Annotated in this window: 6 protein-coding genes; 2 read left to right on the top strand and 4 right to left on the bottom strand. The window is 70.6% G+C overall.

Going from position 1 to position 8,086, the window contains the following annotated elements; genetic code table 11:
* Positions 1 to 92: 92 nt before the first annotated feature.
* From STRIP9103_RS28610 to STRIP9103_RS28600, 3 genes are all read right to left on the bottom strand, one after another.
* Positions 93 to 791 carry an ABC transporter ATP-binding protein gene (locus STRIP9103_RS28610; protein WP_009326274.1) on the bottom strand — a complete coding sequence of 233 codons (699 nt, stop codon included), beginning with the start codon at positions 789 to 791 and terminating at the stop codon, positions 93 to 95.
* Positions 792 to 826: 35 nt separating this feature from the next.
* Complete coding sequence (locus STRIP9103_RS28605) at positions 827 to 2,311, bottom strand: ABC transporter permease (RefSeq protein ID WP_009326285.1); 1,485 nt, start codon at positions 2,309 to 2,311, stop codon at positions 827 to 829.
* Between the two features lie 456 nt (positions 2,312 to 2,767).
* Positions 2,768 to 3,520, bottom strand: a complete 753-nt coding sequence (locus STRIP9103_RS28600) for an SDR family oxidoreductase (protein ID WP_009326278.1) — start codon at positions 3,518 to 3,520, stop codon at positions 2,768 to 2,770.
* 159 nt (positions 3,521 to 3,679) lie between these two features.
* On the opposite strand from STRIP9103_RS28600, the gene STRIP9103_RS28595 reads away from it, so the two are divergent.
* Positions 3,680 to 5,344, top strand: a complete 1,665-nt coding sequence (locus STRIP9103_RS28595) for an alkaline phosphatase D family protein (RefSeq protein ID WP_009326287.1) — start codon at positions 3,680 to 3,682, stop codon at positions 5,342 to 5,344.
* Here the strand turns inward: STRIP9103_RS28595 and STRIP9103_RS28590 are convergent.
* Complete coding sequence (locus STRIP9103_RS28590; protein WP_009326279.1) at positions 5,331 to 6,377, bottom strand: Gfo/Idh/MocA family protein; 1,047 nt, start codon at positions 6,375 to 6,377, stop codon at positions 5,331 to 5,333. The genes STRIP9103_RS28595 and STRIP9103_RS28590 overlap by 14 nt on opposite strands.
* 108 nt (positions 6,378 to 6,485) lie before the next feature.
* Here STRIP9103_RS28590 and STRIP9103_RS28585 point away from each other — a divergent pair, with 108 nt between their 5' ends.
* On the top strand, positions 6,486 to 8,072 hold the full coding sequence (locus STRIP9103_RS28585) for a multidrug effflux MFS transporter (RefSeq protein WP_009326276.1): 1,587 nt from the start codon (positions 6,486 to 6,488) through the stop codon (positions 8,070 to 8,072).
* The last annotated feature ends 14 nt before the right edge of the window (positions 8,073 to 8,086 follow it).

Below are 8,086 nucleotides of genomic sequence, written 5' to 3'. Positions count from 1 at the left end.
CCCCGACAGGTGGGCGGTGAGCGGGCCCGACGGGTGGGCGGTGAGCGGCTCCAACACGTGGGCGGTGAGCGGCCCGTACGCCGGACGGAACGTCAGCTCGCGTACCGCTCCCGCGGTGTCTGTTCCGTGAGCGTCAGCTGCCCCGCCTTGATCGTGGCGAGGCGCGGCGCCCGCTTGGCGATCGACGAGTCGTGTGTGACCAGGACGAAGGTGAGGCCCTGCTCGCGCCAGAGCCCTTCGAGCAGGGCCATGATCTCGTCGCGGGTGCCCTCGTCGAGATTGCCGGTGGGCTCGTCGGCGAGGAGCACCTTCGGCTGCTTGACCAGCGCGCGGGCGATGGCGACGCGCTGCTGCTGACCGCCGGACAGTTCGGACGGTGCGTGGGTGAGGCGTTCGCCGAGGCCCACCGAGCGCAGCGCCTCGGCGGCCCGCTCGCGCCGCTCGGCCGGCTTCACACCGAGCGGGACGAGCGCGGTCTCGACGTTCTCCTGAGCGGTGAGCGTCGGGATGAGGTTGAACGCCTGGAAGATGATGCCGATCTTCTCGGCGCGCAGCCGGGTCAGCTTGGCCTCGCTGATGGACGCGAGGTCCACGCCGTCGAGTTCGACGCTGCCGGAGGAGGGGCGGTCCAGGCCGCCGATCATCTGGAGCAGGGTGGACTTGCCGCCACCGGTGGGGCCCTGGATGACGAGCTGGTCGCCGTCCTCGATGACGAGGTCGATGCCGCGCAGCGCCTCCACCGTTTCCTTGCCCCGCGAGTAGCGCTTGGTGACGTCGGTGAGCTTGTACATGGGTTCGTCCTTGGGGAGGTTGGGGGTCCGGCCGGCTACGACACGCTGCGCAGCGCGTCCGCGGGCCGCATCCGGGAGGCCCGCCAGCCGCCCATGGCCCCGGCGATCAGACCGCCGGCGATGGCGAGGCCCGCCGCGAGCGCGATGGTGGACACGGAGACCGGGGCGGACAGCGCGATCTCCAGCGCGTCGGACGCCTGCTGACCGGGGGCACCGCCACCGCCGGGGCCACCCCCGCCGGGACCGCCGCCCATGCCGCCGGTGCTGCCCAGCTGTGCCTCGAGGGTCGGGCTGATCGCGGTCACCGTGTAGGCGGCGGCGAGGCCGAGGGCGATACCGAGGGCGCCGCCGAGCAGTCCGTTGACGATGGACTCGCCCATGACCTGCCGGGTGACCTTGCGGCTCGGCCAGCCGAGCGCCTTCAGCGTGCCGAACTCACGCACCCGGCGGGAGACCGCCGAGGAGGTGAGCAGCGCGGCCACCAGGAACGCGGCGGCGAGCACGGCGAGGGACAGCCACTTGCCGACGCTGGTCGCGAGGTCGGAGGCGGTGGTCAGGGAGCCGGAGACGGTCTCGGCGAGGTCGGCGGAGGTGGTGACCGTCGTCCCCGAGATGTTCTTCTGGATGGTCGCCTTGACGGTGTCGATCTGCTGCGAGTCGGTCGCCTTGACGTAGATCGTGGTGACGGTGTTCTTGGCGTCGGCGAGCGTCTGCGCCTGCTTCAGCGGCAGATAGACGTCGGTGGTCGACTCGCTGCTGTCGGGCGTGGCGATCCCGATGATCGTGTACTTGGTACCGGAGATCTTGATCTTCTCCCCGACCGTGTACTCGTTCTCCTTGGCGTACGACGTGCTGAGCACCGCTGCCTTGGCGTCGGTCTGCGACGCGGTGAACGTCTTGCCCTTGGTGATCTTCGAGGTGGCGAGCGGGCCGAGGTCCTGGTTGGTGACGTCGACACCGGCCACGGAGTAGTTGTTGACGCCGAAGGAGGCGCCGCCGCCCTCGACCCGGGGCTGCGACTGTCCGCCGGTGCCGCCCTGAGCACCGCCGGGACCGCCCTGGCCCTGCTGCTGGGAGGACGAGCTGTCGCTCTGTGCCTGGCCCTGGGCGAAGGAGCCGTCGACCTTGATGACGTCGAGGCTGAGGGCGCCCACGGCCTCCGCCACGCCGTCCTGCTTCGCGACCTCGGTGACGAGCGAGGACTTCAGGGTCTGTCCGCCCTGGGTCATCACGCGGTCCGAGCTCTGCTCCTCGCCGTCGTCGGAGGTGGCGTCGAACTCGAATCTCGGCCCGTCCTGCTGCTCGTCGTCCCCGGACGGCGCCTGCCTCGCCTTGGTGACCGTCATGTCGGTGCCGAGGCCGTACAGCGACTGCAGGACCTGGTCCTGCGCCTGGCGCATCCCCGCCGAGACCGAGTTGACGGTGATGACCAGCGCGATTCCGAGCGCCAGACCCAGGGCGATCACCAGAGCCGCCTTCTTGCGCCGGCCCAGCTCCCGCTTGAGATAGATGCCAAACATCCCGTTCCTCGAAGGTTCTTGGCGCCCGCTGTGGGCGCTGCCACAAGCTAGGGACGAACCTTTGAGCGGCCCTGAACAAGGAATGTGCAAGAGCTGAGAAAACGGGCCCCGGCATCAGATTTCCATAAGACAGCGGATTCCTGAGCTGTTGAGGGCTGATTGCCAGGAAATCCCGCTTGAATAACACCCGGAGAAGAGCGGTGCGAAGAGCGGAACGGCGGGCAGCCGTTCCGCGCCCCGGTGCATACCTCGCGGTCCCACGCGAGGTCCGCCCCCATCCGGAACGCGGAACGGCTGCCACCTCCCCCTCGGTGTGGCCCGTGGAGCCGTCTCCCCCAAATGTGAAGCTCTCGTGGAGGAGATGTTGAGCATATGACCGCCACGTGCCCGAATGGACCGGAGTAGCGCCATCCGTTTGTGCAGGTTGAGTCGGACGGCTCGGCCGCGCTCCATGTCTCAGCCGCGTCCCACGTACGGCATCGTCGTCGCCATGACCGTCGCGAACTGCACGTTCGCCTCCAGTGGCAGTTCCGCCATGTGCCGCACCGTACGGGCCACATCGGCGACGTCCATCACGGGCTCGGGCATGAGTTCCCCGTTCGCCTGGAGAACGCCCTTCCGCATGCGCTCGGTCATCTCCGTCGCCGCGTTGCCGATGTCGATCTGACCGACCGCGATCCGGTACGGCCGCCCGTCCAGCGAGAGCGACTTGGTCAGGCCCGTCAGCGCGTGCTTGGTCGCGGTGTAGGCGACGGAGTGCGGGCGGGGCGTGTGCGCGGAGATGGAGCCGTTGTTGATGATCCGTCCGCCCTGCGGGTCCTGCTCCCTCATCTGCCGGTACGCCGCCTGCGCGCACAGGAACGCCCCGTTGAGGTTGGTGTCCACCACGTGCCGCCACGCGTCGTACGACAGCTCCTCGACCGGCACCCCGCCCGGCCCGAACGTACCCGCGTTGTTGAACAGCAGGTCCAGTCGCCCGAACCGCTCCCGCACGGCGGCGAACAGCGCCGTCACGTCGTCGGGCCGCGAGACGTCCGTACGCACGCACAGCGCGTCGGGTGACCCGCCCGCGGTCTCTTCGAGCTTCTCCTCCCGGCGGCCCGCCAGCGCCACCGACCAGCCGGTGCGCAGCAACTCCACGGCCACGGCACGGCCGATGCCGGAGCCCGCGCCTGTCACGATCGCGATCCTCGTTCGCTCGGTTTCCATGGGCCCGCAGCGTAAGGGAGGAGCCGTGCGGCGGCCCCGATGCCGGGCCCCGCCATCCGGAGCTAATCGATCCGCCAACTCGCTGTTGTGTACGCGACACAAGATCGTCGATTCTGGCCACTCCAATGCCAAGGACAACAATCTTAAGGGGAGGGCCAGATGACACCCGCAGCCCACAGGTCGACGCAGCCCCGTCCGTCACATTCTTCCGAACTCCGTGCCGCCGCACGCCACTTCGACCGTCGCCGCTTCCTCACCGTCACCGGTGCCGCCGCCGCGCTCGCCTTCGCCACCAACCTCCCGGCGGCCGGTACCGCTGCCGCCGCCCAGCTGGACGCCGCACGGATCGCCGAGGACCCCTTCACCCTCGGTGTGGCCTCGGGTGACCCGCTCCCCGCCTCCGTACTGCTGTGGACGAGGCTCGCCCCCAAGCCGTACCAGCCCGACGGCGGTCTGCCCGCCGAACGCGTCGCCGTCCACTGGGAACTCGCCCACGACGAGCGCTTCCGACGCGTCGTCAGACGCGGCACCGCCACCGCCCACCCCGAGTTCCACCACACCGTCCACGTCGAGGTCGGCTATCTCGACCCCGGCCGCGTGTACTACTACCGCTTCCGCACCGGCGCCTGGATCAGCGAGACCGGCCGCACCCGCACCGCCCCCGGCCGCGGCCACCTCGGCACGAACACCGGGATCTCCTTCGCCGCCGTCTCCTGCCAGCGGTACGACCAGGGGTACTACACCGCATACCGGCACCTGGCGGACGAGGACGTCGACGTGGTCTTCCACCTCGGGGACTATCTCTACGAGTACGCCGTGAATTCGGTGGGCGGCGCCCGCAACTACACCGACCGTGTCCTGCCGGACCTGCTCAACCACGAGACAGTCACCCTGGAGGACTACCGCCTCCACTACGCCCTCTACAAGACCGACCTCGATCTGCGGGCCGCCCACGCCGCGCACCCGTTCGTCGTCACCTGGGACGACCACGAGACCGAGAACAACTACGCGGGCGACCTCCCCGACGGCAGCGACACACCGCCGGAGGAGTTCCTGCTGCGCCGCGCCGCCGCGTACCGCGCGTACTGGGAGAACCAGCCGCTGCGCACCCCGCAGAAGCCCGACGGCCCCGACATGAAGCTCTACCGCCGCTTCCAGTGGGGCCGCCTCGCCCAGTTCGACATACTCGACACCCGCCAGTACCGCTCCAACCAGGCGTACGGCGACGGCTGGCAGACCCCGGGCCCCGAGTCGGCCGACCCCGCTCGCACGATGACCGGTGCCACTCAGGAGCGCTGGCTGCTCGACGGCTGGGCCAAGTCCGACGCCGTCTGGAACGTCGTCCCGCAGCAGGTCACCTTCTCCCAGCGCCGCAACGCCGTCGGCGACAACTACAAGGTGTCCATGGACTCCTGGGACGGCTACACCGCCTCCCGCGAACGCGTCCTCGCCGGCGCCGACGCGGCCGGCATCGAGAACCTCATGGTCCTCACGGGCGACGTCCACGTCGGCTACGCCTTCGACATCAAGCGCGACTTCGACGACCGCTCCTCCCGGACCGTCGGCACGGAGCTCGTCGCCACCTCCATCAGCAGCGGCGGCAACGGCTCCGACAAGCCCGCGAACTGGGACACCTACATGACGGCCAACCCCCACATGCGCTTCTACAACGGCCGCCGGGGCTATGTGCTGGTCGCCCTCGGCCGGCAGCAGGCCCGCGCCGACTTCATGGCGGTGCCGTACGTGACGACACCGGGGGCGGGCATCTCCACGGTGGCGTCGTTCGCGCTGGAGGCGGGGAAGCCGGGGCTCACACCGGTGTAGCCGCCAGTACGTCCTCCCGGCGGTCGTCCTCTCCGGGATAGCGGACCCCGATGCGCTCCCGCAGCGCGTCCAGCGTCCGCATCACGGCGAGGGTGCCGTCGAGCGGGACGAGCGGGGACTCGGTCTCGCCCGCGCGGATGGCCCGCATGACCTCGGTGGCCTCGTGGCGGAAGCTGTTGCGGGGGCCGTCCAGCGGGTCCGCCGTGAAGGTCTGCGGGTCGCGGCCGGGGCGGTGCAGAACGAAGCGGTCGGGGAAGAAGAAGCCGTCCGGGATGTCGATACGGCCCTCGGAGCCGGTGACCGACGCGGTGATGGCGGTGCCGCCGACGATGGAGCAGTGCACCGAAGCGATGGCACCGCTCTCCCAAGAGAGCAGTGCTCCGGTCTGGAGATCGACGCCCTCATCCGAGAGCACCGCTCTCCCGGTGACGTCCGAGGGCTCCCCGAGCAGCAACTGCGCGAGGGAGATCGGATACACCCCGAGGTCGAGCAGCGCGCCCCCGCCCTGCGCCGGGTCCCGCAGCCGGTGCGACGGAGGGAAGGGGCCGGCGATCCCGAAGTCGGCCTGCACCGTGCGCACCTCACCGATCGCGCCGTCCCGCACCATCCCCGCGAGCCGCCGCACCACCGGATTGCAGTACATCCACATGGCCTCCATCAGGAACCGCCCGCGCGCCCGCGCCAGCGCGACAAGTTCCTCCGCCTCCCGTACGTTCAGCGTGAACGGCTTCTCGCACAGCACATGCCGTCCCGCCTCCAGACACAGCCCGGCGGCGGTCCGGTGCGCCGAGTGCGGTGTGGCGACGTACACCACGTCGACGTCCTCGTCCTCGGCGAGCGCCCGCCAGTCGCCGTACGCCCGGGGTATCCCGAACCGCTCGGCGAACGCCTTCGCCGACTCCGCGCGCCGCGAGGCCACGGCCACGACCTCGGCGTCCGGCAGATCCACGAGATCGGCGGTGAAGCTCGCGGCGATCCCTCCGGTCGCCAGAATCCCCCAACGCACAGGCCGTCCGTCGTTCCCCATCGCCATCCCCGCTCCCGCTCAGTCCTCGGCAATCCCATGACGCGAACTGTGACCCCGCCCACGTCGTACGAGCTGAGAGCATAGGTGGCGGACTTGACGGAGAGGGAGGGGCACATGCCCGAGGGGCACATACCGGGCTCGGCGCCGGCCGAGCCGAAGCCGATGGCCGAGCCGATGGCCGAGCCGATGGCCGAGCCGATGGCCGAGCCGATGGCCGAGCCGATGGCCGAGTCGACCACAGCGGCGCCCGAACCGGGGCTCGCACCGGGGCAGGTGACGTCGGGCACGGAACCGTCGAAGCCGAGCCCTCTGTCATCGAAGCCGAGCCGCCGGTCGTCGAGGCCGAGCCGCCGGTCGTCGAGGCCGAGCCGCCGGTCGTCGAGGCCGAGCCGCCGGTCGTCGAGGCCGAGCCCCCAGCCGTCGAAACCGAGCCCCGCCGCCCTCCGCCGTACCGGTCTCCTCGTCACCCTCGTCCTCGGCGGTCTCACCGCGACCCCGCCCCTGGCGATGGACATGTACCTCCCGGCGCTTCCGGAGGTCACCGACTCGCTGCACGCGCCCGCCACCACCGTCCAGCTGACCCTCACCGCGTGCCTCGCCGGCATGGCCCTCGGCCAGCTGCTGATCGGCCCGATGAGCGACCGCTGGGGCCGCAGGCGCCCGCTGCTGCTGGGCCTCGCCGTGTACATCGTGGCCACGGTCCTGTGCGCCCTCGCCCCGACCGTCGAGACGCTGATCGCCCTCCGCCTGGTGCAGGGCCTCGCCGGCTCGGCCGGGATCGTGATCGCACGGGCGGTCGTACGCGACCTGTACGACGGCGAGGCGATGGCCCGCTTCTTCTCGACGCTGATGCTGATCTCCGGGGTGGCCCCGATCGTCGCGCCGCTCATCGGCGGCCAGATCCTGCGGGTGACGGACTGGCGGGGCGTGTTCGTCGTCCTCACGGTCATCGGCGTCGCGCTGCTGGCGGTCGTCTGGACGCGGCTCCCCGAGACCCTCGCCCCCGCCGACCGGCACAGCGGCGGCATCGGCGAGACCCTGCACGCGATGCGCGGCCTGCTCACCGACCGCGTCTTCATGGGCTACGTCCTCGCCGGCGGCTTCGCCTTCGCCGCGCTCTTCGCCTACGTCAGCGCCTCCCCGTTCGTGATCCAGGAGATCTACGGCGCCTCCCCGCAGACCTTCAGCCTCCTCTTCGGCGTCAACTCGGTCGGCCTGGTCATCGCGGGCCAGATCAACGGCAAGGTGCTCGTAGGCCGGGTGAGTCTGGACAAGGTGTTCGCGGTGGGCCTCGCGATCGTCACCCTGTCCGCGACCGCCCTGCTGCTGATGGCCCTGGGCGCCTTCGGCGAGGTGGGCCTCGCCCCGGTCGCCGCGGCCCTCTTCGTCCTGATGGCCGCCATGGGCATCGCCCTCCCCAACACCCAGACCCTCGCCCTGATGCGGGTCCGCCACGCGGCGGGTTCCGCGTCGGCCCTGATGGGTACCTCGTCCTTCCTGATCGGCGCGGTGGCGTCCCCGCTGGTCGGCGTCGCGGGCGAGGACACCGCCGTCCCGATGGCCGTCGTCCAACTGGCCGCGACACTGGTGGCCGCCACATGCTTCGTGGCACTGTGCCGTCCTTGGAACAGGCGTACGACGCTGGAGGATGGGGGTACCCGCCTCTCCAGCGGAGCCGAGAGATTGGGGGAGGAGAGCTGAGCGCGCCGAGACTG

The organism is Streptomyces ipomoeae 91-03, from assembly GCF_000317595.1.
GTDB classification, from domain to species: Bacteria; Actinomycetota; Actinomycetes; order Streptomycetales; family Streptomycetaceae; genus Streptomyces; species Streptomyces ipomoeae.
The sequence above is the reverse complement of the archived record's forward strand: the minus strand, read 5'-3'. Positions and strand labels throughout refer to the sequence as shown.

Excerpts from the sequence above, each read along its gene's own strand:
- STRIP9103_RS28605 (WP_009326285.1), bottom strand. The coding sequence starts at position 2,311 with ATGTTTGGCATCTATCTCAAGCGGGAGCTGGGCCGGCGCAAGAAGGCG.
- STRIP9103_RS28610 (WP_009326274.1), bottom strand. The coding sequence starts at position 791 with ATGTACAAGCTCACCGACGTCACCAAGCGCTACTCGCGGGGCAAGGAA.
- STRIP9103_RS28590 (WP_009326279.1), bottom strand. The coding sequence starts at position 6,377 with ATGGCGATGGGGAACGACGGACGGCCTGTGCGTTGGGGGATTCTGGCG.
- STRIP9103_RS28595 (WP_009326287.1), top strand. The coding sequence starts at position 3,680 with ATGACACCCGCAGCCCACAGGTCGACGCAGCCCCGTCCGTCACATTCT.
- STRIP9103_RS28585 (WP_009326276.1), top strand. The coding sequence starts at position 6,486 with ATGCCCGAGGGGCACATACCGGGCTCGGCGCCGGCCGAGCCGAAGCCG.
- STRIP9103_RS28600 (WP_009326278.1), bottom strand. The coding sequence starts at position 3,520 with ATGGAAACCGAGCGAACGAGGATCGCGATCGTGACAGGCGCGGGCTCC.